We start from the raw sequence: 24,344 nt of genomic DNA, 5'->3' as shown, positions 1-24,344 counted from the left end.
TAGGTGAGAGCAAGTAAATACGAAGAAGAATCTCTTAAAAAATGCTTTTTAGCTAAGCATTGCATCGGCCACCTCTTCGCCGAACGCTGTTCCCACCTTTCACTACTCTTAATAGAGGGTGTAGTAGACAGGCTATAAGACTTGGCAAAGATTTTTGCTTTGATAATGATAGTAGTCAAAGTTAATATAATGATAAAATGGTCCGTTGTCTTAAGGATACTATTCTGTAATGATGGATGAAGGAAGTAGATTTTCTTTAATACTAGTGGAAATATATAGACATAGTAAGTGTTCACAAAATAAAGAAGTGAAATAGCGAACGAAATTGAATCTTCGAGAGCTTTCTCTATGAATAAGAAAGTGACTTTTCTCTAGTTATCCAAAAATGAACTACTCTTTTTCTAAGAGTTACAGGAGGGCAACGTACAGACAAATGCCATAAGATGACCGAAAACAGTATCACTAAAAACTCACTCGGTAATAATATAGCAAAAAGTCTGTTCAAAGCCCTTTGGAAAAGATAAAAACTGGTTTTGACCTTAATGAAGCGGGCATCTTTATACCAGGTTTTTTAATTCTTTAAATACATACTTGAAATTTTAATAAGAGTTGCTATAATTATATTTGTACTTTAAATAGATAAACGTTCCGAAGTAGCTCAGTGGTAGAGCAATCGACTGTTAATCGATCGGTCGTAGGTTCGAGTCCTACCTTCGGAGCCATTTTTTTGTCTTTGCTTCCATAGCTCAGTAGGTAGAGTGCTTCCATGGTAAGGAAGAGGTCACCGGTTCAAATCCGGTTGGAAGCTTCACTACAAATTATTTAAGGAAAAAACTTGTCCTAATGTCAGATATATGATATTATAGTTCTTGTCTGGTTTTGGCATAAACAAGCAGTATTTTCATCTGAATGAATAATAGTAGTTCAAGATGGAAAATATAACGTAATAGTATTTTTTAAACCCAGGAGGATTAGCTCAGCTGGGAGAGCATCTGCCTTACAAGCAGAGGGTCGGCGGTTCGAGCCCGTCATCCTCCACCATTATATTTAAACTTAGCTTTGGAGGGGTAGCGAAGTGGCTAAACGCGGCGGACTGTAAATCCGCTCCTTAGGGTTCGGCGGTTCGAATCCGTCCCCCTCCACCAGTTTATTGGGGTATAGCCAAGCGGTAAGGCAATGGATTTTGATTCCATCATGCCCTGGTTCGAATCCAGGTACCCCAGCCAATCGTTTTCTAATTTAAAAATCATGGGGCCTTAGCTCAGCTGGGAGAGCGCCTGCCTTGCACGCAGGAGGTCAGCGGTTCGATCCCGCTAGGCTCCATAAATATTATAGTAAAACTCTTTCGACTAAAAGTTGAAAGAGTTTTTTTGTGTAAGAAAAATACTTTTCAATATAGTGTAGTTTCCTTTATGATGAAATAAAAGTGAGGTGGCCGATTTGGGTGAGACTTTAACTTATGGGGATGTGACCTTACGTCCGTTACTAGTTTCGGATTGTGGACTATTGTGGGAACTGTATGAGCCGGAGATATTTGAATTTATGTTAAATAGGATTGAAAGCAAAGAACAGCTAGAACAATGGTTGGCCGCTGGAATTCATCAAATGAATGTAACAGGAACTGCTCTTACGTTTGTTGTAGAAAATACAGATACGAAAGAAATTATGGGTACCACTCGTGTTTATGGAATAGATCATACAAATTATAGTTGCGAGATAGGCTCTACTTTCTATGGAAAACAATATCGGCGTACGCACGTAAATACAATATGTAAGTATTTGCTGCTAAAGTATTGCTTTGGGCAAATGGGAATGATTCGAGTTCAGTTTAAAACAGATGAATTAAATTTATCTTCTCAACGAGCAATCGAACGAATTGGCGGCGTTAAAGAGGGCATTATGCGTAATGAACGAATACGATCTAACGGATCTGTTCGAAATGCGGTTGTTTATTCTATCATAGAAAGCGAATGGTTAGAAGTGAAATACAAGCTAGTTGGATTAATGAATAAATATTCGTAATTATGCTTGGTTGAGCCAAACACCCTTTAGCACTTACAATAAGTGTAATAACTAATGGGGGTATAAAATAATGAATAAATTAAATATATCAATTATAGGGGTTCCAATGGACCTTGGTCAAAATAGACGAGGTGTCGATATGGGGCCAAGCGCTATACGGTATGCAGGTGTAGTAGAAAGACTGCAAGATATTGGTCACTCTGTAGACGACGCTGGAGATATTGTAATAGGTAGAAGAGAGATATCTCAAAATACGAAATTACGTAATCTGGAAGAAGTAATTGCAGCGAATACATTACTTGCTAATCGGGTTCATGACATTATTGGGGAAGGTAATTTTCCAATAGTATTAGGTGGAGACCATAGTATTGCTATAGGAACACTTGCAGGCTTAGCTGATAGCTATGACAACTTAGGAGTCATTTGGTATGATGCGCATGCCGATCTAAATACAGCTGAAACGTCTCCCTCTGGAAATATCCATGGGATGCCACTTGCAGTAAGTATTGGGTTAGGTCATGAGGAACTCGTGAATATTCGAGATTTTGCACCTAAGGTTAAGCCAGAGAATGTTGTGATTATTGGAGCTCGCTCAGTAGATCCAGGGGAACGTGAACTGATTAGAGAAAAAGGGATTAAAGTTTTCTCCATGCATGAAATTGATAAGCTTGGGATGTCAGAAGTGATGACCCAAACTATCCAGTATTTCCAAGAACGCAAGGTGGATGGGGTTCATCTTTCGCTTGATTTGGACGGTTTAGACCCATTATATACACCTGGGGTAGGAACTCCGGTGGCTGGAGGTATCTCGTATCGAGAAAGTCATTTAGCGATGGAAATGCTGTATGCTTCAAATTTAATAACTTCTGCTGAATTCGTAGAAGTAAATCCAATTCTCGATGAAAAAAATAAAACAGCAGATGTAGCGGTTGGACTAATGGGATCACTATTAGGGGAAAGTCTTATATAAGAATTATTTCATGCGAAATAGTAGTGTTTAAAGTAGACAGGTAAAACAGGTAAGGTATATCTCCAATATGAAAAAGCGGACACGCAGTCTGCTTTTTTCTTTTTGATAAATCCACACAAAGATGGAAATGTTTGATAATATTAAGGTATAAAAAAATATGAAACCTGTTGATACCTTCATACGTATAGGTAAGACAGCCGCATGGAGCGGGGGCGAAATTACACGATGGATGCGTTAGTGAACAAACGAATTAAACAAATATTAAAGGGCGATAAAGACGCATTCGCGGAGATTGTCGACCTGTATCAGCATAGGTTATATCAAGTATGCTATAGGATGCTTGGTAACCGTCATGAGGCAGAGGATATAGCTCAAGAAGCGTTTGTCCGTGCTTTTATTAATATTCATACATTTGATCAAAAAAGAAAGTTTTCTACTTGGCTGTATCGAATTGCAACAAATTTATGTATTGATCGCATAAGGAAAAAGAAGCCAGATTACTATTTAGATGCGGAAGTAAGAGGTACAGAAGGACTTGATATGTATTCTCAAATAGCGGCGACTGATGAACTTCCAGAAGAAGAACTCATGAAGCTTGAACTACAGGAGCGCATACAGTATGAAATTAGCAGACTTCCTGATAAATATAGATCAGCTATCGTATTGAAATACATGGAAGAATTATCTCTGCAAGAAATAAGTGAGATATTAGATTTACCACTTGGAACAGTTAAAACAAGAATTCATAGAGGACGAGAAGCGCTTAGAAAACAGCTAAGCAGACAGCCTCATATCTAATATAGGAGGGAATCACGATGAATGCGTGTCCAGAACGAATTGTTCACTTTATGCATGAATATTTAGATGGTGAAATCAGCCGTGAACATGAGCTGGAACTTAAATCTCATTTGCACTCATGCAAGGCTTGTCAGGCTCATATGCATGAGTTAAGCAATGTTGTTGCTTTCGTCAAAGGAGCTGCTCATATAGAGGCGCCAAATGATTTCAGTCATTCCGTAATAGCTAGGTTACCGAAAGAAAAATCCCATGCAGGAGTGAGTAAATGGCTGCGACGTCATCCGGTTCTTACAGCTGCTGCGATGTTCCTTTTATTGATGAGTAGTGCACTTTTTACGAACTTTAATGATGAGAAACAATTCTCCTTCACGAAGCAAGAAAACGTTGTTGTGGAAGGTCAGACGGTTATTATACCCGAAGGACAAGTCGTTAAAGGTGATCTAGTTGTTCGCAACGGGGATGTTCAGATTGACGGAGAATTAGATGGAAACTTAACCATTATTAATGGTTCTAAATATATGGCTTCTACTGCGGTAATTACCGGAACTAGTGAGGAAATCAATGAAGCGTTTGACTGGCTATGGTACAACATTAAAGATAGTGCGAAGGAAGTCGTCTTGTTCTTTGAAAAAGATGAGACAAAATAACGAAAAGGTCTATCCGTATATATTTTGGATAGACTTTTTTAGTTCCAAAAGCGAGGGATTTTCGTAATTATGTTATACTTATTTAGAACGGATTAGTGATGAAAAGTGGGGGATGCCACATGTCGTTTATGGAGCAATTTACAGATTTAATGCCAGTAAACGTTATTGTAAATATTTTGGATGTTTTATTTGTATGGTTTGTTATTTATAAAGTTATCACCTTAATAAAAGGAACGAAAGCAGTTCAATTGTTAAAAGGAATTTTTGTCATTGTCATTGCCCGAGTTGTAACAGACTTTTTTGGTTTAAATACGCTTGATTGGCTGTTAGATCGAGTAATTGAGTATGGTTTCTTAGCTATTATTATTATTTTCCAGCCAGAGATAAGAAGAGCGCTTGAGCAGATAGGTAGAGGGAAGCTGTTCTCTAGAAGCACAATGCAAGTGGAAGAAGAGCAAGGTCGACTAATTACAGCAATGACGAAATCGATTAGTTATATGGCTAAAAGACGAATCGGAGCATTGATCTCTATAGAGAGAGAAACTGGTTTGACAGATTATATTGAAACGGGTATCCCGCTAAACTCCTATATCACATCAGAGCTACTTATTAATATATTCATCCCGAACACTCCACTTCATGATGGCGCCGTTATTATTAAAAAAGATACAATTGCTTCAGCAGCTTCTTATTTGCCGCTATCCGAAAGTCCTTTCATATCGAAAGAGCTAGGTACGAGGCATCGGGCTGCAATTGGTTTGAGTGAAGTGACGGATGCTATAACGATTGTTGTTTCAGAAGAAACTGGTGCGATTAGCTTAACTTCAAATGGAGATTTAAGAAGAGATTTATCGATAGAGGAATTCGAGTCCCATTTAACTCGCCTTTGGTTCCCAAAGGAGGAGCAAGTAACTTCTTCTAAATGGTTGTGGAGGGGGAAACAAAATGGATAAGATGATGAATAATCCATGGTTCTTGCGAATAATTGCACTAGTATTAGCAATTGCACTTTTTATCAGCGTGAAAAGTGATATAGAAAGAGATAATACAAATAGAAGCAGTAATGATGTAGATGTAATTCGTGATATACCTCTTGAAGTTTATTATGACGATGATAATCTCGTAGTTACTGGTCCACCAAAGACGGTTAACGTTAATGTAGAAGGTCCTAGTCAATTGGTGTTATCGGCTAAATTGATGAAAGATTTTAAAGTATTTGTGGATCTTCGAGAACTAGCTATAGGTACTCATCGAGTTCCGATTGCAACGGAAAACTTCCCAGAAAAACTAAATATTCGAACAGACCCTATGTATGTGGATGTTGTAATCGAAGAGCGTATATCTCGAGAATTTAGTGTAGAAACGGATATGAATGAAAGCCTGTTAGCTGATAACTATGTGGTGAAGTCATATGAGGTGAAACCACAAAAAGTAACGGTAACAGGAGCAAAAAGTATTATTAATAGCATAGGTTATGTAAAAGCTACTATTGCAGGAGATCAAGGTATCAATAAGTCCTTTGAACAAGAAACAACTGTCAAAGTACTTGATCTTGACTTAAATAAGCTAGATGTTGTCGTTGAACCAAGTTCTGTTCAAGTAAGTGTGAAAATAGAAGAATATAGTAAAGAGGTACCGATAGCTCTAGTGAAACAAGGTAAACCCAAAGAAGGGGTCACCATAAATGGACTAACTACAAAGACAGAGAAAATTCGATTATTTGGACCAAAATCAGTCCTTGCTAAAATAGATCAGTTAAATGTCGACGTAGATATAAGTAAAATAGAAAAGTCTGGCAGCTTTGATATGAAATTAGCTGTACCAGAAGGGGTTACGAAATTATCAAAAGAAGCAATTGAGATTACCGGAGACGTTACAATTGCTTCTGACCCTGACGCGGAAGAAACAGATGAACAGGAAGAACCTGTTTCAACAATCACAGAAAAGTCATTTGACCAAGTGTCCATCACTGTAAGAGGACTGCCAGAAAAACTCGTAAGTAATTTCGAAAAACCAGCAGATGGCATCGTTTCGGTTGTTGCTAAAGGAACAGCAGAGGCTTTAGACAAGGTTCAATTAAATAATTTTTCAGTATACGTAGAAGCAACTAATACTGAAGTGGGAGAAAGCGTTCTTCCCATCCAAGTAGAAGGTTCATCCGATATAGAGTGGGAAACTTCTGAACAGGAAGCAGTCCTTACGGTTAAAGAAGCTTAATAGATTGAACAACAGGTTTTTAAGGAGAGAAGAATAAATGGGAAAATATTTTGGTACAGATGGAGTTAGAGGCGTTGCAAACTCAGAACTAACACCAGAACTTGCATTTAAATTAGGTAGAATTGGTGGATATATACTAACGAAGGAAGTGACAGAGCGTCCAAAAGTATTGATTGGTCGGGATACTCGTATATCTGGTCATATGCTAGAGGGTGCACTCGTGGCTGGCCTACTATCGGTTGGAGTTGAAGTAATGCGTTTAGGCGTTATTAGTACACCGGCTGTAGCTTATTTAACGAGAGCGATGAGTGCTAGTGCTGGTGTCATGATTTCTGCGTCTCATAATCCTGTGGCAGATAACGGCATTAAATTCTTTGGCTCGGACGGATTTAAATTAACTGATGGACAAGAGGAAGAAATTGAGCAACTATTGGATAAGGATATAGATGAATTACCACGTCCAACTGGAGCTGGTGTCGGATCGGTATCTGATTACTTCGAAGGCGGTCAAAAATACCTTCAATACTTGAAACAAACAATAGATGAAGAATTTGTAGGGATTCATGTGGCCCTCGATTGTGCAAATGGTTCAACATCGTCTTTAGGAACGCATGTATTTGCAGATTTAGATGCTGATTTATCTACAATGGGATCTTCACCAAATGGCTTGAATATTAATGATGGCGTAGGTTCTACACATCCAGAAAACTTAGCGAAGTTTGTACTAGAAAAAGGAGCAGATGTTGGGCTTGCTTTTGATGGAGATGGAGATCGTTTAATTGCGGTAGATGAAAAAGGACAAATTGTAGATGGTGACCAAATTATGTATATTTGTGCCAAACATCTCCATGCAAATGGACGTCTAAATAACGGCACAGTTGTTTCGACTGTGATGAGTAATATGGGCTTCTATAAAGCATTAGAAACGCATGACATGGCAAGTGTTAAAACTGCAGTTGGAGATCGATACGTAGTAGAAGAGATGAAAAAGAATGGTTATAACTTAGGTGGGGAGCAGTCAGGTCATATCGTTTTCCTGGATTACAATACAACAGGTGATGGTTTATTGACTGGGTTACAGCTCGTTAATATTATGAAAATAACTGGAAAAAAACTTTCCGAGCTTGCTTCTGAAATGACGATTTATCCACAAAAGCTTATTAATGTTCGAGTGACGGATAAGCATGCTGTAACGGAAAATGAAAAAGTAGCAGCTATTATTAGTGAAGTAGAAAGTGAAATGGCTGGAAATGGTCGTGTTCTTGTACGTCCATCTGGCACAGAGCCGTTAGTTCGTGTAATGGTAGAAGCTGCAACCGTAGAGGAATGCGAAAACTACGTAAACCGAATAGTAGAAGTTGTAAGAGCTGAGATGGGTCTAGAAGAATAGATTGTAAACTCGGCATAGGATTGTTGCCATATCGGTGGGAAACTGCGCGAGTAGCTTAAAGTACTAGAAGACTTTTTATATCTATCCCTTTCTCTTTTCGAAGAGTAAGGGATTTTGTGGTATCTTGAGTATAAAGGATTGGGTAAACAGCTTTATCAAAAAGTAGTGGAACGTGCACAAACAAAGGAGGTTCCTATGTATATTCCTAAACGATTCAAGGTAGATGATGAGAAAGAAATTTGGTCGTTCCTTAAGCAGCATACATTTGCCACACTAGTGACAACAGACAAAGGGCGGCCAGTAGCGACACATATTCCTGTTATTGTAAAGAATATAGGAAATGAAATCTTGGTAAGCGGACATTTGGCATATGGCAATCGACAGTGGCACACGCTGAATGAGGTGCAAGAAGCATTGATAATTTTCCAGGGACCGCATGCGTACATTTCTTCTTCGTGGTATGAAGAGCAGCAAGTCCCGACATGGAACTATCAATCTGTGCATGTATACGGGAACGTCAGCTTCCAGACGCAAGAGGAGCTGATCGATGATTTGAAGACACTTCTTCATGTATATGAGCATCACCGGCAACATCCAGTGTTATGGGAAACGTTATCGCCTGAGCTTCTTGAAAGGGAACTGAAGGGTATTGTCGGTTTTAAACTAAATGTCACAGAAATTCAAGCAGCCTACAAAATGAGCCAGAATCGAAATGACAAGGATTATGCCAACATCATCACGCAGCTTCACCATGAATCTTCATCTTATGCTCATCAAGTGGCAAAGGAAATGAAAAAATTACGCTAAAAAATGCCTGTGCTTCTTTCGATTGGAAAGACACAGGCATTTCTTATGTTTTGACGCATGTAAGTTCATAGATATGTCTTCACATTAATGGCTTTTATGTTTACTGGAGAAAGTTTTGTGGAATAGTATGAGTGTACAAACAATTAAGGAGTGAGGAAATGGCTAAAGTAGCAACATTAATCACAAATATGTTTGAGGACGTAGAATACACAGGCCCAGCACAGGCACTAAACGATGCAGGGCATGAGGTATTTGCAATCGAAAAAGAAGCAGGCAAAGAGGTAACAGGTAAAAACGGAGAAGCCACAGTGAAGATCGATTATGGCATTGATGATGTGAAGCCGGAAGACTTTGACGCATTATTTATACCAGGAGGATTTTCTCCAGATATTTTACGAGCAGATGATCGATTTGTTCAATTTGCCAAGTATTTCATGGATGAGAAAAAACCAGTGTTTGCTATTTGTCATGGTCCACAATTACTTATCACTGCGAAAACATTGGATGGACGAGATGCGACGGGATATAAGTCGATTAAAGTGGATTTAGAAAATGCAGGTGTAAATTTCCATGATGAAGAAGTATTCGTTTGTCAAAATCAATTAGTGACAAGCCGGAATCCGGATGATATTCCAGCGTTTAATAGAGAAATTGTGAAGCTATTAGGTTAAATTGAATAGTACCAATAAGAGCATCTTCTATTTATTAGAAGATGTTTTTTAAAAGATAAGCGTACAATGTCAAATACTTTTTTCCAGTTTTAGAGTAACTCAAACACGCCTACCGCAAAAAATCCTTTTTTTTACAAGTAGTAATTAACCAAGTTGTTTATATAACAGGTACCCTTTTTTTGATTCAGAAATGGGCATTCACTCGTTTTTCTTGTACTGCATGGATGCATTCTGGCATTGCGTTCAAATTTAGAATTTAACGTACTGATTCGCATTTACAGAACGAGTGGGATAAGGCTTATCTGCGAGGTCTCGGCCTCATGAAAGTTTGATTCGATCTCCACTCGAACCAAAAGAAGGGTACCTGTTTATGTTTGCTTTAAGCAGCTAAAGGTAGTGTTAATTTTTTAGAGATTTCCTGTTCATATTTGAATTCTGGGTCATCCCATTCAAACGGTTTCTGATTTTTTAACATGGCAAAGGCAATTTTAATAAACTTGTTCCCCATCGCGATATTAATTTTTCCAGCCTTTTTGCCTTTTTCCTTTAAACGGATACAAAAAGGCTTCAGGGCCTCATTGTGTCTGGCAAGGCATCGTCCGGCGGTATAGATAGCCCTACGCAGGTTGGCATTTCCTTGTTTGGATATACGTCCAAAATACCCGCCTCCCGGTCCCGATTGTTTTATGACAGGGTTAGTACCAGCTTTTTTAATCAGCTGACCGGCATTCGTGTAATGAGAAAGGTCTCCCATTTCACAGTAGATTTCGGCAGCTGTTACAAGTCCTATGCCCGGCACGGTCAGGAGAAAGATTCCATCGGTTTGAACGAATATACGTTCAATTTCCTCCTCGTACTCTTTAATTGTTTGGGTAGCCCATTCATACGCTTTCAGCTTTTTTTTCAAGAGAAATAACTCGCTTGAAAGCTGGTCTAATGGCTTGGAGACACTTTCATTGGCTGCGAAGAGAAGCTTGTCCATCGTTGTTTTGCGGATTTTTAGGTTATGTTTTTTGGACAATTCCTGTAATCCATCCTCTCCCAGTTCAAGAATTTGAGAAGCGTGTGGATAATGGGTTAACAGATGAAGACTGGCTTTTCCCCAAAAATCACTAAAGATTGTTTTCGTTTTGACTTTCTTATCAACGAGCACGCTGATTCCTTGGTATTCACGCCAGATATGATCATGGACGACCCGAATTTCCATTTTGATACGAGAGCGCTTATTAATTTCACTTCTTCTTGCGCGTGTAAGATTTTGAAGTTCTTTGTACATGCCTGAAGGCAGTTTGGAGTTGGTCGCTTTATTGCCCACCAATGCCTCGGCAATCAGATACAAATCGATGTCATCCGTTTTTGTGTACGTAAGATGTTGTTTCCGTTCTTCATGTGTAGAAGATGGGTTAATGATATGAACAGAATAACCCGCATCTGTTAAAATACGTACGATGTCTTCGTAGTAATGGCCAGTCGCTTCGATGCCCACAAATACCTGTTCAGCTTGACAAGTCTGTTTGGCCTCCTCGATCTCTTTAATAAGGAGTTGCATGCCAGTCTGGCTGACCATGAATGAAAATGGGATGTGAATCACATCGCCAAAATAATTCAGTATCATCGCTTTCTGCAAAACCTTTGAAACATCAATCGGAACAAGCAATACTTTTTCTAAATCGGTACCTCTAAGTTCTTTTGCGAATTGACTTCTTCTTAAACCTTGTTTACCATTAAGTAGTCTCATTGATTATGTCCTCCTTCTAGGGTGGGTGATTGAATTACTTGGTTAAGTATCAATCCTAACATAGTCACTGGGGCTTTTTTGTTTCGAAACTCATTATTTCACACACCAGAAAGTATATAAAAATGTCCCGTGAACACTGGGTTTTCGGTGCTTTTAAAAATGAATAATACTATGATTTCCGTTTCAGGTGGACGCTTTCCGCGGGGTGAGCGACGAGCTATCACCGTCGCTAACGCGTCGATGTGATAGCTCATCTGTCTCACTCATCCCGCCGGAGTCGCCACCTTTCACTACAATCAATCAGTGTGTAGTACTCCACTAGAAAATTTAGCATAGCTTATCGCTTAGATGATAAGATTGGTCAAAAATTTTAGAGAGTGATCAAATTATTTGTCATCGCTTTTGCATTAGAAATGCGATGAACCAAATGATAGAGGAAGAAAGCAGGTTTCTTTTATACTAGTGGAAATAAAGAGAAATAGTAAGTGTAAGCACTATAAAGAAGCGAAATGGCGAACGAAATTGTATCTTCGAGAGCTTACTCTATGAATAAGAAAGTAGCTTTTCTTTAGTTATCCAAAATTGAACTAACATGTTTCTAAAAGTTGTAGGAGGGCGATGGACAGACGAACGCCATAAGATTACCGAGAAAAGAGACGCTGGTCGTGACGTTAGTCACGACCAGCATCTCTAAAAAAACATTCGATAATACTAAAGCAATAAGTCTGTCCAGAGCCCTTCGAAAACGTTAGAAACAGGTTTTGAACTCTAAGGACCGGGCGTCTTTTTGCTCGGTTTTTCTTAATTGCAAGAAAATTCTTATTTATTTTAGGGGTTTCTTTTATTATACTTAAGAAATCAAATCATACCTGCAAAAGTGGTATAAGAGGGAGTTCTTAAGTTCTTATGGATTATTTACATCACCCATTTCAAGGAAAGCGCCATACGGTATTTGCGAAAAAAGGAATGGTTGCCACCTCACAACCTTTAGCCGCACAAGCAGGATTGGATATATTAAAAAAGGGTGGCAATGCAATTGATGCCGCAATAGCTACAGCAGCAGCACTTACAGTAGTAGAACCCACCTCTAATGGAATTGGTGGAGATGCCTTTGCGTTAGTGTGGACAAAAGATAAGCTCTACGGTTTAAACGCTTCTGGTCCTGCACCTCAGTCTATTTCTGCTGAAGGATTAAAAGGAAAAGGGTATGACAAAATGCCTGTTTATGGAGTTATACCTGTGACGGTCCCGGGGGTTCCAGCGGCTTGGGCTGCGTTGTCAGAAAGATTTGGAAAACTATCACTACAAGAAGTTTTAGAGCCTGCTATTCAATATGCAGAGGAAGGGTATCCATTAACTCCGATACTCGGAAAATATTGGAGGCTTGCATATAATAAATATAAAACTACGTTTACTTCCGAGGAATTTAATGCTTGGTTTGAAACTTTTGCACCAAATGGTCGAGCTCCAGAAATAGGAGAGATGTGGAGCTCGCCTGGTCATGCACGGACATTACGAGCGATAGGAGAAACGAATGCACGTGATTTCTATGAAGGAGAAATTGCAGAGAAAATTGATAAGTTTATGAAAAAATATGGAGGTTATTTATGCAAAGATGATCTTCGTACATATAAAGTGAAATGGGTAGAGCCTATTTCAGTTAATTATAAAGGTTATGATGTTTGGGAAATTCCCCCGAATGGGCAAGGGATGATTGCTTTAATGGCGCTGAATGTATACAAAAATTTGGGGGAACCGAGATGGCAAAGCGGGGAGACTCTCCACCAGCAAATAGAAGCGATGAAGTTAGCTTTCACGGATGGTCAGGCATTTATAACAGAGTCTGCCGAAATGCCGATTAGTGTTAAGCAGCTGTTATCAGAGGAGTACGCAAAACAACGGTCTAACACGATAAACGAAGATGCAGGCAATCCAGAGATTTACGACATCCCTAAAGGTGGAACTGTATATTTAGCTACTGCTGATGAAGAAGGAAACATGGTTTCTTATATCCAAAGTAACTATATGGGGTTTGGTTCAGGAATAGTTATTCCAGACACAGGAATTGCTTTGCAAAATAGAGGATATGACTTCTCTTTAGATGCCACTCATCCCAATGTGTTAAAACCAGGGAAAAGAACATTTCATACTATCATTCCAGGCTTCCTAAGCAAAGAAGGAAAAGCAGTAGGACCCTTTGGTGTAATGGGAGGTTATATGCAGCCACAGGGGCATTTCCAAATAGTGACGAACACGATAGATTATATGTTAAACCCACAGGCGACACTAGATATGCCGAGATGGCAGTGGATGAAAGGAAAAATGATATATGTAGAGCCAGAATTTCCAAGCTATCTTGTTCAAAGTCTCGTCCAAAAGGGGCATCAAATTCAGGTTGCTTCAGATAGTGGGAGCTTTGGTAGAGGACAGATTATTTGGCGAAACTATGAAACAGGAGTTCTTCAGGGAGGAACCGAGTCTCGTACTGATGGGTCGATTGCAGCTTGGTAGATTATAATAAGTAGAGAGCTATTACTTTTGTAGTGGCTCTTTTAGTTGGTTAAAATCCCCTGCACCCTTTAAATTGACGAGCATACTATGAACATATATAATGTAGAAGTTGCTAATTTAGTAACCGCGTAGAAATGGAGGACAGGTAACGCGTAAAACATAGAAAACAATTATAGCGCCAGAGCTGAAGAAATTGGACGGAAAATCATCTTCAGCAGACGAGGTGGAGGTTATCGAACTTTCGGCGGATGCCTCCCGACCGTATTTGCCCGGTTGTTATTCTTTTCCATAAAACATTCGAGTGATTGGATGACAGATGGAAAAGAAGGCATTCTTAGCTTAATTTGCTACTACGCATCATGTGTAGAGAGCTTATTTTGACATGAATGTAAACGGAGGAATTTAGATTATGTGTGGAATTGTTGGATATATTGGAGAAACAGATGCAAAGGAAATTTTATTAAAAGGATTAGAGAAATTAGAATACCGTGGCTATGATTCAGCAGGTATTGCTGTAATAAACGAAGATGGAGTAATGGTATTTAAAGAAAAAGGTCGTATTGCAGATTTACGCGATGTAGTAGATACAGAAGTAGGAGCAACTGTTGGAATTGGTCATACTCGCTGGGCAACTCATGGCGTACCAAACCATGAAAATGCACATCCCCATCAAAGTACAACAAAACGTTTTACGTTAGTGCATAACGGAGTAATTGAAAACTACCATTTGATGAAGAAAGCGTACTTAGCTGATGTAGAAATGGCTTCTGAAACAGATACAGAAGTAATTGTGCAGCTTATAGAGCGTTTTTCTAAAGACGGATTATCTACAATTGATGCACTTCGCAAAACATTGCATTTAATACATGGTTCCTATGCTCTTGCATTACTAGACAATGAAGACGAAGATACTATTTATGTGGCGAAAAATAAATCACCATTACTAATAGGCGTTGGAGAAGGGTTCAACGTTGTAGCTTCTGATGCAATGGCGATGCTTCAAGTAACGGAGCAGTATGTGGAGCTTCATGATCAAGAAATTGTAATCGTACGCAAAGATTCTGTAGAAATTCAAACATTGGAAGGCACAAAAGTGGAACGTGCTCCATATAAAGCAGAACTAGATATGAGCGATATTGAAAAAGGAACATACCCTCATTATATGTTAAAAGAAATCGATGAGCAGCCAGCTGTTATTCGTAAAATTATACAAGCTTACCAAAATGAGCAAGGAGAACTTACAATTGATCCTGCCATTTTATCAGCCCTTAAAGATGCTGACCGCCTATACATCATTGCGGCTGGAACAAGCTATCATGGTGGTCTTATCGGAAAAGAATACTTTGAGAAAATTGCTGGTATCCCTGTGGAAGTGCATATTTCAAGTGAATTTGGCTACAATATGCCACTACTATCAGAAAAACCAATCTTTATGTTCCTAACACAATCAGGAGAAACTGCAGATAGCAGACAAGTACTTGTGAAGATAAAAAAATTAGGATACCCAACGATCACAATGACGAACGTACCGGGTTCTACTCTTTCCCGTGAAGCAGATCATACACTTTTACTTCATGCAGGTCCAGAGATTGCCGTTGCTTCTACAAAAGCATATGTAGCACAGGTTGCAGTATTAATGGTAACTGCTTCTGTATATGCCCAATCTCAAGGGAAAACTTTAGAATTTGATGTTGTGAAAGAATTAGGAATAGTAGCAAATGCTGTTCAAGCAATTGTAGATTCTAAAGAAGAGATGGAAGCAATCGCAAAAGAGTTTTTAGCAACTACTAGAAATGCATTTTTCATTGGACGCAACGTAGACTTCTACGTAAGCCAAGAAGGTGCATTAAAACTTAAAGAAATTTCGTACATCCAGGCAGAAGGCTTTGCTGGTGGAGAACTAAAACACGGTACAATCGCCCTTATTGAAGATGGCACACCTATCATTGCTTTAGCTACTCAACAAGCAGTAAGCCTAAACATTCGCGGTAACGTGAAAGAAGTAGTAGCACGTGGTGCAAACCCATGTATCATTGCAATGGAAGGCCATGAGGAAGAAGGAGATCGCTACGTACTTCCAAAAGTTAACGAGCTCTTCGCTCCGTTAGTAGCGGTAATTCCATTACAACTTATTAGCTATTTTGCAGCATTACACAGAGACTGTGACGTAGATAAGCCTAGAAACCTTGCAAAATCTGTTACTGTGGAATAGGGATTAGGTAGAATTATATTTTATTGTCCAGTTACAACATAGTTGGTAACTGTCATTGAAGAGTTACGCATTAATATATCCAATTTAGTTGGATTATAGTCTGTTAAAATCACCTCTCAAGTTTTTCTGAGAGGTGATTTTTTATTGGTTGCTTATTTTAAAATAACTATAGATTGTGAAGGATTTCACTTAACCTAACGGGACAGTTTACTTTAATAAGAAGCTCTATTTAATAAAAGGTAGATCCGACAAAAGTAAAAGGAAGATTTGATGCTTAATATTAAGGCATCAGTTCTTACTTTTACTTGGTCAACATTTAAAAAGCGTTTAGTGACTTGATAATTGATCAGTGCTTGTTTTGCAATTGTATTCTATAAAAAAAAATAAAAACTAGAATACTCTATTGTTGCCAGTGGTGTCCAGGCTGCAAATAAGGTTGGAATTCATGTCTTTGGTTCCAATTGGACTCATGATGCTCTTATCCTGGCTGACTCTAATGCCACGGATGACCTTGCTGCCACGGATGACCCTGATGCCACGGATGACCTTGTTGACACAGATGACATTGTTGCCACGGATGACCCTGATGCCACGGATGACCTTGTTGACACAGATGACATTGTTGCCACGGCTGACCTTGTTGACACAGATGACATTGTTGCCATGGCTGACCTTGCTGCCACGGCTGACCTAATGGGTTGACCATTTGAATTCACTCCTTATTTTAATAATCTAAATATCATATGGTGGATTTACTTTAAGATAGGGGTTATTTGCCCTAACTTAGGATATTAGATATCCTAAATTAGTCCAAATATAACGTTGAAGTGGAACGTTTAATGTCGTCATTTTTAAGAAGATGGATTGCGACGTTTTGGCTTTCTGAAATGAATACGGATGAAATCAAACCATCATAATCCCTACAATTGCTAATATAGTAGTTGAAATATAGATATTAATAACTTAGAAAATTATTGAAATAACGGGCGTTGTTCCAAGAAGGATTAACGCAAAAACGGCAGAAAATCGAGCGAATTTAAGGAGTATATGAAGAAAAGTTGTTTTTGAAGGAGTTGACCTAAAAAAGGTTTTGAGAGAAATGATGAAATATAAAGGAGCGTAGATTCTGGAAATAAAGTGATTAACACTCTTTTTGTTGAACTTATAATGGAGTAAAATACTATGAAATTGATTTTTGCAAGCCCTATAAAAGGGGAATAAGAACCCCTGTATAGGAAAGTTTGTGAAACATTACACTTAAACTAACGCGGCAGTTTAGTGTAATTGATTTGTAATGAACCGAGTACTTATTTTAATAATTGGAAAGGGCGAAAAAAATGAAGTCAAAGTTAAACATTATAGTTATATCATTTGGTTTTTTACTTGCAGGGTGTACTGAAAGTAATCAAAATTTAGTTAATAATCCAGAAGATGCTTTAAAGACGATAGAGATTGGAAACGAAGAAAGAGAAATAAATGTGTATGGTTCTCATAAAGTGAATGAAGAGTTAGTTTTAATTGTTTTTAGAGGTGCAATGAATGATAAGGATATTTGGGTAGCTGACGTTCATAAAGAAGATGGTCAATGGGTAACTAAAGGAATAGTTCAAATGAATGGACCATTTGAGGAAAATGGTGACATTCAAACCGTAATTATAAGTGACGAATTTGGATATGAAGTGGGTTATATTAAAAGCGAGGTTCCAGTTGTTGGTGATTTAAACATTTTTGAGGTTGAAGGGATTTCTGATTGGAAAATTTGGATTAAAAAATCTAAATAAAATTGAAAACAAAAGTTAGTGATCTTAAAGTAACGGGTGCTTTAGCAAAACATGGCCATCATTTCGATGGTCTATTTTTATGTCCAAAACATTAAGTTGATCTCCGATCATTGTGAAACATTACACTTAAACTAACGGTGCAGGTTAGTCCAATAAAGATAAAAAATCGCTATTGAAGGGCCAGATTCACCTACATCCTAAAGATTGTGGTTTCGGTTCTAATTGTATCTCCTAGAAGTACAGTAACAACTCAAAGCCTAAGTCATACACTATGATAAAGATATTGAGGAGGAACTATCATCAAAGGTAATGATGGATATTCACAGGAATATTCTGATGTGGTTAGAACATGTTCAAATCCAGATTGTAATAATCCACATTGTCGGTGTGGAGATCAATGCAAATGTACACCAAATCAACAATGCGGGAATCAAACAATGGGTTCATTCCAATCGATTTGTGAACAGTTCGCACAAATCCTTGGTGGGAAAGCAGACATAAATCGAGATGTTTGTTCTGTATCCTTGAAACGAAGTTTCAATGCTACCGTGCAAGGTAAACCAAGTAAGTCCGTTACACCTGTGGGAATTGAATTTGAATCATTGGACCAGAATGGAATTGCCTTAAACATCTTGGAGATTGCTATTTTGCAAGAAGAGATACCATCATTCATGTGGGCGGTTACACAGCAAGGCCTAATTGTCAGTGCTTTGCATAATCACTGGATTTTAATAGAACCTATGATACTATATATGCACGTTCAATCTGTTGAACCGCCATTACAATTTGCAACAAAGGTTGAAAGAACGTTCTCCTACTTAAGCAGTCGACCCATTCCATAATAATATTACAAATGAAGAAATTTAAAACCGTATATTTAGAAGTTATCTTCTTCAACTAAACCAGCCAATAGTTTGTCAATATTTATTAATAAACAACAAAATATTTCATGCTATACTAAATTTGTGCATGCCAAATAACCTTTCAATTTTCTACGTTTGGAAAGGTTTAGGCTTTTAGTTATATTTTAACACTAGGCCAGATCTTGGAAATCTGATTTGCTTTTTAAAAGTGCATAAATCCAATGTAAAAGCTTGTTTGCACATGCTATTACAGCTACTTTAAAGGGCTTGCCTTCTTCACGTTTCTTATCATAAAACTCCCGTAATCTCTTATTGCGAGGAATGATTTCATCTGTCGTTTTCTTCTTACGACAATCACGAATGGCACTTTTAACGGCCATATATAAGGCATGTCGTAGTCTACTAGAACCTCTTTTGGTAATCCGATTCAAAGTACCTTTGAATGTACCAGATTCAAAAACACTTGGATCAATTCCTGCAAAGGCAACTAGCTTTTTAGGATGATTAAACCGTTCAATCTCCCCAATCTCCGAAATAATCGTTGCTGCGATTTTCTCACCGATACCGGGGATGGATTGGAGAATCTTATATTCTTCCATACTTTTCGCTAAAGCATCTATCTCTCTTTCCAGATCTGATAGATGTTTTTTATATTCCAGAAGCATCTTAATATACATATTTATGCTTAAGATAAGACTATTGTACAGGGTTTTCTGGAATGGGTTGCGATCTGCGGCAGCCTTTAACTTTTCTGACTGACTGTTTGCCCATTTTTGAGAACGACTTTTACAGAATTCCTTTATTTTTTTGGCGATTGTTTCTTCACTTGTTCCCATCACTTCCTCAGAAGTAGGAAATACTTGTAAGGTCAGTAAGGAGACATCTGAATAAAGATCTCCAAAAACCCCACAGTATTCAGGAAATACTAAGGTGAGAAATTGGAATTTGTTCAAATATTGAACCCAACTGAAGAATATCGCATATACAACTACCGTGAAGATCATGGAGGGCAGTATAATGTTTGAGGTGGCATGTGGGGGACTAAGATTCCTGAGCCTTTCAAATACGAAATTCCCTCTAAAGAAATGCTTGAACGATTTAAATGTAAATAATAATTAGTCCTGCTCACTTAATTGTGGGTGGGGCTTTATTATTTTACTTGAAAGCCTAACTAAAAATAGCTTCCTAAATTATGTGTTTAGTTCAAATTTGCACAAAAAAACTCTCCAACTAAATAAATTCTGCGATACATGATAAATTACCTTATCTATAACATAATTCTTTCATAATCTATAAATATCATTAGGAAAGGAGTGGATATATTATGTATGGATGTGGTGAAAGCTCATATGGTGGGTACAGTAACAACGGGTCGACCTTCGTATTGATTGTAGTATTGTTTATCTTACTAATCATTGTTGGAGCAACTTTTATGAGATACTAAACAAAAATAATGTAGATTATTTGGATTAATCGAGAGAGTTTCAGCTTTGACAACATCACTTTTTAGTCGTAGGGCAATTTATTTGTCTATTTTATAAACGATTTTAGAGAGATGATTAATTAAGTAGGCAAAAATAATATCGTTACAATCCGATTTTGAATCTCCTCTTCTAAAAATCGACCTTCTCCTAAATGAGTTGGTCGTTTTTTTATTGTAAAGAAACTGTGAGATAATTGCATTTATCCCGCAATTTCTATTTGTTATGTGTTTGTTCTTCATTCCCATCAATGTTTCACCTTCACTGCTATACACGTTCATTTTAGGTTCTATTCTTATGTCGTCTACAGTGAAACTTGGATGGTTCTCAGTTAATTCCTGCAATTCCTTTCTTCTTTTTATTAGATGCAATTTTCTCTGCTAATGAAGTTTGTTCCCGGAAAGATGCATTAAAAACATTGAGCGATCAACTTACTAATGCATCAAAAGAATTAGCTGACAAAACGAAATAAATTTTCAATCTAAAAAAGTCGAATCCCTTTACCTAAAGAGGAATCGACTTTTTATGTTTGTCTATTTAAACAAATAAAAAGGTTTCTTTAGTTTAAGAAAACTGATCATGAGGTAAATCCGGATATATAGTTGTACTGATTCCAGATTGATGAATATTAATTTAAGAATACAAAGTGTTAATGGAAAACGAAATTATTAATGGACTTTTTTGATGAAAGACAAATCTTAATGAATAGAGGATGGAATCATTTACATTGCCTATTTTTCTCAATTTTACTGTTAAGGTCGTTCATCCAGTTTTGCAAGAATTCAGACTATTCTTATAAACATAAGGTACCACAATAACGAGCACCAAGTTTTATTTCACCTACAACCATGTTCAATAAAAGAACAACATAGTTGTAGGTGAAAATATTTGATTACTAAATACTAATAAAGAACAACATGAAGAGTTATACAATTGTGTGAAGTAGAGGTACTAATCGCATTCTAACTTATTTTTATATTAAAAATAGAGTTGCGATTAGGAAGAAAGGAATAAATTCTCTTCTAAAGCGATTTCGTATAAACACTCCTCTTCCAGGGACAAATCCATCTATCATACCGATACGTCTTCTACCCATTCTATCTCTCATCATAACCCGACGACCCATATTTCTCATAACAAAGGGTTCCATAATATCCCTCCTTTCTATAGTTTGAACATTCTTTGAATCCGTGCTAAATAAATCTCCTTATATTGTTGATTGTATATTTCTCCATTCAATAATCTATAATAAAGGGCGGATTGCTTGAACCTGCCCTTATCCTGATTAATCGTAGTGGTAATACTCATAAAGCGAAAAATATCAAATATTATTCATCACATAGAGATTAGTAAGAACTCATAAAAGAAGCTCCCACGATGATAAGGAGAATAAACAATACGACAATCAATGCAAAGCCTGAGTTGTTTCTACTGCCACCACTATAGTTTTCATCATATGATCCTTCACTCATATATTTTCACCTCCTTCATTAAAATTAAGGATTACTTGAATACGTCCTTAAAATATATTATGTCAAAAATATGAATGGACTTGGACTAATTTGGTAAGTATCACTAGCGTCGCATTTTTTCTTTTAACAGTAACAATTCTATTCACCCTAAAATAGTAATATTAAAGGGGTTATTGCCAACTTAATAGAATTATAGACATAATGAGTAATTTTACTAACGCCGCAGTTTAGTGCAACAAGGACTATCGTCAGATTTACAACGCTAAGTTAAGAAATGTTACCAAAGGACGCTTTGGGAATGTTATAAAGATGACTTTTGAAACTTTTATAATTGAATTAACGTAAATATAGTAATGACTTATTGTAGGGAGGGGGTTATTGTTTTTTATTATTATTTTTATTTAGTTTAGGTGTGTTAATAGTTAGAGAGAAATTAAGTTTTGGTCGACTATTAAAATGCTGAGCGGTTTTTTAATAGGACTCCTAATTTTATGGATGACTGTTCCAAGTTTAAAATATGTAATAATGAAAGACTTTGATGTTGTTAATGGTAAATGCACGATAGAAATATCTTCATCTGGTCGTTCTTCTGATTCGACTTTCAATATGCTTCAAACAGACGAACGATTTAATTTCTATGAGATTCCTGAACTCGATGCTTATGCTTATGGCAAATCAATTCCTTATTACTGTGAGGTTACGGTGACCAAAGACCGTATGTGGACAATGGATTATAAAATTTACGATTTAAAGACAAGAAAGCTTATCGATTCACACACAGGTGAGTAGCTTATTCTTTGAAAAAATTGAAGAATAAATATACATATGTAGTTGAAAGAACGTTCCCAAATAAAAGTTTGGAAATACACAAAAAAGCCACAAATGGTGTTAAATCAACGTTTCGTGGCTTTTTATGTGAACATTATCTATACATTGTTTTATGCACTTTCGTTAAAAGGCAATTATAGCAACGGTTTGGAGGCATTTTGAGCAATGCTGTACAATCTCAGTTATTGTATAAGACTTTGCATATTACTTATCGTTGTAAATCCACAAAAATCTGGCGAGACCCCAAAAAGATGGCGTAATTTTTGCATTGATAACGCATTTAAGGAATTAAGTTTATTAAGTCGTAAAAAAGATTGTGAAGTATTGTACTTAAACTAACGGGTGCTTTAGCACAACAAGGCTGTCAGAAGACAGCCTTTATTGTTATTCAACTAAAACAGAAAATAGGGGAGGGTTTTCATTGTCAAAGGGGTTACTCCATCATATTGAAATATATGTATCAGATATAAAAAGAACAGTAGACTTTTGGGGGTGGCTTCTTGAAGAATTAGGATATACTCCATTTCAAGATTGGGTAAGTGGACGAAGTTGGAAAATAGGTGATACATACATTGTTTTTGTACAAACAGAGGACAGATTTTTAGACGTTCCGTATCATAGATGCCGAGTAGGTCTTAATCATCTAGCGTTTCATGCAAGCTCACGCAAACATGTTAACGAAATGACAAACAAATTAAAGGATAGAGGAATAAATATTCTTTATACAAACAAGCATCCTTTTGCTGCGGGAGATAATTATTATGCTGTTTATTTCGAAGACCCAGATAGAATAAAAGTAGAACTCGTGTCTCCTCAATAGGTGGAGAGGCTTTTTCACTAACGGGGCAGTTTAGTTTAAGAAGGAATTCAGCAAATGTGTTACGAATAACATACAGATGAGGGCTTTAAATGAAAAATAATTTAAGGAGTAGTGACATGGAAAGATTTGAATATATAAAAGAAAAAATAAATCGTTTTGGACAAGGACATCTTCTTTCCTTTTATAATGTATTAAGCCCAAAAGAGAAAGAAGCTTTAATAAATCAAATAAATGAAATTGATTTTGAAGAGATTAAAGTTGCATCCAGTCAACTTTCTACTCCACCAAACAATAGTAAACGAGAAATTCTTCCTATCGAATATGAATCTGTCCTAAGCCTTAGTGACTCAAAAAGAAAGATGTATGAAGAACACGGACTTAAACTTCTAAAAGAAAAGAAAGTAGCAGTGGTACTCATCGCAGGAGGTCAGGGAACTCGACTTGGACATGATGGACCTAAAGGAACAGTTAGCACGAGGAAAATTTATGTCTTTAAAGAGTTGGAATATCGTCATTGAATAATAGGATACCGATAAAATTATAAAACTGCTCTGATAATATGTAACATTAAATATTGAGATAAGGCACAAAGCATTGATTTGCTTGTGCCTTAATATAATGTCAATGTCACACATTGTATAAACTATTTATTTTGTTCTTTTAGACTCTAAGAAGACCCTTCTACAACAAGCAAAAAGGAACGTGACCCTTTGTTTACAAAGGTTTTGAACACTTTCATTATTCACATATGCATTCTAATAAAATTCTAAAGGATATATGTTTTTCAGGAGTGACAAAAAATGCAATGAAACTGAAAAAGGAATCACCCCAAGTTAATGTATCCGAGTCTATAAATATGTAAAAGTTTAAGTAAATAATAAAATTATAGGTATTTAAGCTTAAAGAAAAATTCCAATTACAGTTTTCTTATCTTAGTGATCGCCAATTATAGGGTCATTATTAGGTTGATTAGATAAAGTGCCTAGCGTTATGGAGGGTTTATTAACTTCAGCATGAATGGTACTAGAGAAATTAATAAATATTCCAAACGCTAGAAGTACCGTAATCGCTATTTTTCTATGTTTTTTTCTCATTTCTTCCTCCTAATCTATGTCT

At 37.1% G+C, this 24,344-nt stretch carries 21 protein-coding genes, 6 tRNA genes and 1 pseudogene; 23 read left to right on the top strand and 5 right to left on the bottom strand.

Annotated features, from left to right (window positions below):
• Positions 1 to 647: 647 nt before the first annotated feature.
• The 15 genes from ACN6MX_RS18780 (at position 648) to ACN6MX_RS18710 (ending at position 9,522) form a co-directional block, all read left to right on the top strand.
• Positions 648 to 722 (top strand) — tRNA-Asn (locus tag ACN6MX_RS18780).
• Positions 723 to 735: 13 nt separating this feature from the next.
• Positions 736 to 808 (top strand) — tRNA-Thr (locus ACN6MX_RS18775).
• A gap of 157 nt (positions 809 to 965) precedes the next feature.
• Positions 966 to 1,041: transfer RNA gene (locus ACN6MX_RS18770), tRNA-Val, on the top strand.
• A gap of 20 nt (positions 1,042 to 1,061) precedes the next feature.
• Positions 1,062 to 1,145, top strand: a tRNA-Tyr gene (locus ACN6MX_RS18765).
• Positions 1,146 to 1,151: 6 nt separating this feature from the next.
• A tRNA-Gln gene (locus ACN6MX_RS18760) sits at positions 1,152 to 1,226 on the top strand.
• 24 nt (positions 1,227 to 1,250) lie between these two features.
• A tRNA-Ala gene (locus tag ACN6MX_RS18755) sits at positions 1,251 to 1,323 on the top strand.
• 108 nt (positions 1,324 to 1,431) lie between these two features.
• The gene (locus tag ACN6MX_RS18750; RefSeq protein WP_419960316.1) at positions 1,432 to 2,022 is read left to right on the top strand and encodes a GNAT family N-acetyltransferase; all 591 of its coding nucleotides are present in this window, start codon (positions 1,432 to 1,434) and stop codon (positions 2,020 to 2,022) included.
• 70 nt (positions 2,023 to 2,092) lie between these two features.
• Positions 2,093 to 2,992, top strand: a complete 900-nt coding sequence (gene rocF, locus ACN6MX_RS18745) for an arginase (RefSeq protein ID WP_419960315.1) — start codon at positions 2,093 to 2,095, stop codon at positions 2,990 to 2,992.
• 225 nt (positions 2,993 to 3,217) lie between these two features.
• Positions 3,218 to 3,790 carry an RNA polymerase sigma factor SigW gene (gene sigW / locus ACN6MX_RS18740; RefSeq protein WP_419960314.1) on the top strand — a complete coding sequence of 191 codons (573 nt, stop codon included), beginning with the start codon at positions 3,218 to 3,220 and terminating at the stop codon, positions 3,788 to 3,790.
• Between the two features lie 17 nt (positions 3,791 to 3,807).
• Positions 3,808 to 4,437, top strand: coding sequence for a zf-HC2 domain-containing protein (locus ACN6MX_RS18735; protein ID WP_419960313.1), 630 nt, complete (start codon positions 3,808 to 3,810; stop codon positions 4,435 to 4,437).
• A gap of 119 nt (positions 4,438 to 4,556) precedes the next feature.
• Positions 4,557 to 5,390, top strand: a complete 834-nt coding sequence (gene cdaA / locus ACN6MX_RS18730; protein WP_340777130.1) for a diadenylate cyclase CdaA — start codon at positions 4,557 to 4,559, stop codon at positions 5,388 to 5,390.
• Entirely contained in the window at positions 5,383 to 6,654 is a 1,272-nt protein-coding gene (locus tag ACN6MX_RS18725; protein WP_419960312.1) for a YbbR-like domain-containing protein, read from the top strand. Before cdaA ends, ACN6MX_RS18725 begins: the two co-directional genes overlap by 8 nt.
• Positions 6,655 to 6,691: 37 nt before the next feature.
• The gene (gene glmM, locus ACN6MX_RS18720) at positions 6,692 to 8,044 is read left to right on the top strand and encodes a phosphoglucosamine mutase (RefSeq protein ID WP_419960311.1); all 1,353 of its coding nucleotides are present in this window, start codon (positions 6,692 to 6,694) and stop codon (positions 8,042 to 8,044) included.
• Between the two features lie 195 nt (positions 8,045 to 8,239).
• Positions 8,240 to 8,851 (top strand): FMN-binding negative transcriptional regulator, encoded by a 612-nt coding sequence (locus ACN6MX_RS18715; protein ID WP_419962664.1) that lies wholly within the window; start codon positions 8,240 to 8,242, stop codon positions 8,849 to 8,851.
• A 158-nt stretch (positions 8,852 to 9,009) separates the two neighbouring features.
• Positions 9,010 to 9,522: a type 1 glutamine amidotransferase domain-containing protein gene (locus ACN6MX_RS18710; RefSeq protein WP_419960310.1), complete on the top strand. Its 513-nt coding sequence runs from the start codon at positions 9,010 to 9,012 to the stop codon at positions 9,520 to 9,522.
• 379 nt (positions 9,523 to 9,901) lie between these two features.
• Here the strand turns inward: ACN6MX_RS18710 and ACN6MX_RS18705 are convergent, their stop codons facing one another.
• Positions 9,902 to 11,260: an IS110 family transposase gene (locus tag ACN6MX_RS18705; RefSeq protein ID WP_419959370.1), complete on the bottom strand. Its 1,359-nt coding sequence runs from the start codon at positions 11,258 to 11,260 to the stop codon at positions 9,902 to 9,904.
• Between the two features lie 906 nt (positions 11,261 to 12,166).
• On the opposite strand from ACN6MX_RS18705, the gene ACN6MX_RS18700 reads away from it, so the two are divergent.
• The 4 genes from ACN6MX_RS18700 (at position 12,167) to ACN6MX_RS18685 (ending at position 18,606) form a co-directional block, all read left to right on the top strand.
• Positions 12,167 to 13,771 carry a gamma-glutamyltransferase family protein gene (locus tag ACN6MX_RS18700; protein ID WP_419960309.1) on the top strand — a complete coding sequence of 535 codons (1,605 nt, stop codon included), beginning with the start codon at positions 12,167 to 12,169 and terminating at the stop codon, positions 13,769 to 13,771.
• A 409-nt stretch (positions 13,772 to 14,180) separates the two neighbouring features.
• Entirely contained in the window at positions 14,181 to 15,983 is a 1,803-nt protein-coding gene (gene glmS / locus ACN6MX_RS18695) for a glutamine--fructose-6-phosphate transaminase (isomerizing) (RefSeq protein ID WP_419960308.1), read from the top strand.
• A 1,337-nt stretch (positions 15,984 to 17,320) separates the two neighbouring features.
• Positions 17,321 to 17,764: a hypothetical protein gene (locus ACN6MX_RS18690; protein ID WP_419960307.1), complete on the top strand. Its 444-nt coding sequence runs from the start codon at positions 17,321 to 17,323 to the stop codon at positions 17,762 to 17,764.
• A gap of 437 nt (positions 17,765 to 18,201) precedes the next feature.
• Positions 18,202 to 18,606, top strand: coding sequence for a DUF1259 domain-containing protein (locus ACN6MX_RS18685; RefSeq protein ID WP_419960306.1), 405 nt, complete (start codon positions 18,202 to 18,204; stop codon positions 18,604 to 18,606).
• A 191-nt stretch (positions 18,607 to 18,797) separates the two neighbouring features.
• Here the strand turns inward: ACN6MX_RS18685 and ACN6MX_RS18680 are convergent.
• Positions 18,798 to 19,556 (bottom strand): annotated as a pseudogene (locus tag ACN6MX_RS18680) (IS110 family transposase); the annotation flags it as partial.
• Between the two features lie 395 nt (positions 19,557 to 19,951).
• On the opposite strand from ACN6MX_RS18680, the gene ACN6MX_RS18675 reads away from it, so the two are divergent.
• Entirely contained in the window at positions 19,952 to 20,071 is a 120-nt protein-coding gene (locus tag ACN6MX_RS18675; RefSeq protein WP_093268161.1) for a YjcZ family sporulation protein, read from the top strand.
• A 1,010-nt stretch (positions 20,072 to 21,081) separates the two neighbouring features.
• On the opposite strand, the gene ACN6MX_RS18670 is transcribed toward ACN6MX_RS18675, so the two are convergent.
• Together ACN6MX_RS18670 and ACN6MX_RS18665 are read right to left on the bottom strand one after the other, a co-directional pair.
• Positions 21,082 to 21,258 carry a hypothetical protein gene (locus ACN6MX_RS18670; RefSeq protein ID WP_419960305.1) on the bottom strand — a complete coding sequence of 59 codons (177 nt, stop codon included), beginning with the start codon at positions 21,256 to 21,258 and terminating at the stop codon, positions 21,082 to 21,084.
• Between the two features lie 196 nt (positions 21,259 to 21,454).
• On the bottom strand, positions 21,455 to 21,580 hold the full coding sequence (locus tag ACN6MX_RS18665; RefSeq protein WP_419960304.1) for a YjcZ family sporulation protein: 126 nt from the start codon (positions 21,578 to 21,580) through the stop codon (positions 21,455 to 21,457).
• A 456-nt stretch (positions 21,581 to 22,036) separates the two neighbouring features.
• Here ACN6MX_RS18665 and ACN6MX_RS18660 point away from each other — a divergent pair, with 456 nt between their 5' ends.
• The 3 genes from ACN6MX_RS18660 to ACN6MX_RS18650 all read left to right on the top strand — a co-directional run bounded on the left by ACN6MX_RS18660 (position 22,037) and on the right by ACN6MX_RS18650 (position 23,746).
• On the top strand, positions 22,037 to 22,369 hold the full coding sequence (locus tag ACN6MX_RS18660) for a hypothetical protein (RefSeq protein WP_419960303.1): 333 nt from the start codon (positions 22,037 to 22,039) through the stop codon (positions 22,367 to 22,369).
• 460 nt (positions 22,370 to 22,829) lie between these two features.
• Entirely contained in the window at positions 22,830 to 23,228 is a 399-nt protein-coding gene (locus tag ACN6MX_RS18655) for a VOC family protein (protein ID WP_419960302.1), read from the top strand.
• Between the two features lie 89 nt (positions 23,229 to 23,317).
• Positions 23,318 to 23,746: a UTP--glucose-1-phosphate uridylyltransferase gene (locus tag ACN6MX_RS18650; protein ID WP_419960301.1), complete on the top strand. Its 429-nt coding sequence runs from the start codon at positions 23,318 to 23,320 to the stop codon at positions 23,744 to 23,746.
• Positions 23,747 to 24,160: 414 nt separating this feature from the next.
• Here ACN6MX_RS18650 and ACN6MX_RS18645 read toward each other — a convergent pair whose 3' ends face one another.
• Entirely contained in the window at positions 24,161 to 24,322 is a 162-nt protein-coding gene (locus ACN6MX_RS18645; RefSeq protein WP_419960300.1) for a hypothetical protein, read from the bottom strand.
• Between the last annotated feature and the right edge of the window lie 22 nt (positions 24,323 to 24,344).

It is taken from the genome of Psychrobacillus sp. BM2 (assembly GCF_048572895.1).
In the GTDB taxonomy this organism is placed as follows: Bacteria; Bacillota; Bacilli; order Bacillales_A; family Planococcaceae; genus Psychrobacillus.
This window is presented reverse-complemented; position numbering and strand designations above follow the sequence as displayed.